This is a genomic window from Actinoplanes sp. NPDC051633, from assembly GCF_040681735.1.
Lineage (GTDB): Bacteria > Actinomycetota > Actinomycetes > Mycobacteriales > Micromonosporaceae > Actinoplanes.
The window spans coordinates 1-1,750 of record NZ_JBFAZH010001434.1 but is presented as its reverse complement, the minus strand read 5'-3'; the positions used below and the strand labels follow the sequence as shown (position 1 = coordinate 1,750).

General features: G+C 62.7%; 1 protein-coding gene and 1 pseudogene. One reads left to right on the top strand and one right to left on the bottom strand.

The features are described from left to right. Window positions 1-341 (top strand): annotated as a pseudogene (locus tag AB0M20_RS41790) (glutamine synthetase); the annotation flags it as partial. A 328-nt stretch (window positions 342-669) separates the two neighbouring features. On the opposite strand, the gene AB0M20_RS41785 reads toward AB0M20_RS41790, so the two are convergent. Then, entirely contained in the window at window positions 670-1,278 is a 609-nt protein-coding gene (locus AB0M20_RS41785) for a DUF6461 domain-containing protein (protein ID WP_364306899.1), read from the bottom strand. Window positions 1,279-1,750: the final 472 nt, after the last annotated feature.

Below are 1,750 nucleotides of genomic sequence, written 5' to 3'. Positions count from 1 at the left end.
GGCACGGGCAGGGGATGCGGGTGGAGAACCGGGTGCCCGGCGGCGATGTGAACCCGTACCTGGCGATCGCGGCGCTGATCGCCGGGGCGCTGCACGGGATCGAGAACGAGCTGAGCCTGGAGGACGAGTTCGTCGGCAACGCCTACGGCGACGAGAGCGCCGCCCGGGTGCCGACCACGTTGCGGGAAGCGGCCGATCTGTGGTCGGCCAGCTCGACGGCGGAGGCCGCGTTCGGCGCCGACGTGCGGGCGCACTACGCCAACATGGCCGCGGTCGAGCTGACCGCCTTCGACGCGGCGGTCACCGACTGGGAGCTACGCCGGGGGTTTGAAAGGCTCTGACCGCAACAACAGCGCGCGAAACGCTTTAGAAACGAGCGTTCCCAGCCCACCACCGTGAGACAAGCACTTGCGAGACAAGCGACCTGACGGATCGAACTGATGCCTAACGTCGGATCGTCCGTCTGCTTGTAGCTGAACGCAAAGCCGATTCTCGGACACCTGTTCGCGGCCGCCGACGAACTTCGGCGTGATCGTTCGAGTCCCGGCGGTTAGGGTAGTAGCGGCCGTCGCCGTAGCTCACGGCCCATCGGGGGCGCCGTAGGGTGACGAGCGTCAGTGAGGTTGCTGTACTTTGCCGGTGTATCAAGCTGGCAGGGCGGAGGGTGCCTTAAGGCGCGGGCACCTCGGCCAGGAGGTAGTCCTGTGAGCGCAGGAGGCCAAGTGTCAACCTGATGCCCGTCAGGTACTCAGCAAGGGCGAGGGCGGCTTCCGTTGTGTACGGCTTCTTGTAGTTGGGGTCACTCAGATCAAGATCGTGTTGACTGAGGTCGAATCCGATCTGCTCCATGACAGGAAGCAAGGAATCGGGGGCCATGCCCTGCCGATGGGTCGGCTCCCACGGTGCAAAATCAAGCTTTACGTCGCCGTCTTCAACCAGTCGGAAGTTATCGTCCAACTCCACGTTGAGGAATTGAGAAATCGCCGTCGTACCTTTCGACAACCGGGTAACCGTGTCTTCCTCAATCGATGCGAACCCAGTGAGGTCAAGAACGAAGGACCAGCCGCCTAGGTCGACCACGCCAGCGAGCCATCGACTCCTTTCGCCCTCGTAAAACTGGTCGACGAGGCCGCTCCAGCTGACGTTGTCGATCACTGTTCCACCGATGCGTGTGATCACTTGCTGGGGGGTGAGTCCCTTAACCCAGAAAATGCTGAAGCCGTTGACCAGCTCGTTGTCGTCGCCGTCGAACCATGTGTAGTCAGCCGCGGTGGGCATGGTCGAACTCCTGCTCGCTTCGGCTCCAGGCATCAAACGGTCGCTATTGGTTGGACGGGACTCGGCTCGCCCGCCACAACGCGACGAAGCGCCGAACGTCACGACCGACGTCGCTGCGCCCATCAGTGTTTGAAGAACTGCTCGCCGGTTCACTCACTTAGTAGATCAAGCCCATCCGACGGCTCGCCGCTCTTTCCGTCATCCCAGAGCCAGAGTCCCCGCCGGAGGCATCCAGTTGCCGAAAACCTGCTGCCAGCCAGAATATCGTCCTCGGCCGGCTCCACCGGCACCGCACGCTCACCGTGACCGTCTCCGACACCACCATCGCCGTCAGCCTAGGCGACGGCGACATCAAAGTTGTCCGGCGCACCAACAGTCAACCGGTTCGCAGTATCAAGGGCCAGTGACCGCGGACCGTGACCATTTTCCTAAATCATCTCGCGCGCATCACCTGCCGGCAACGCGTCCGATC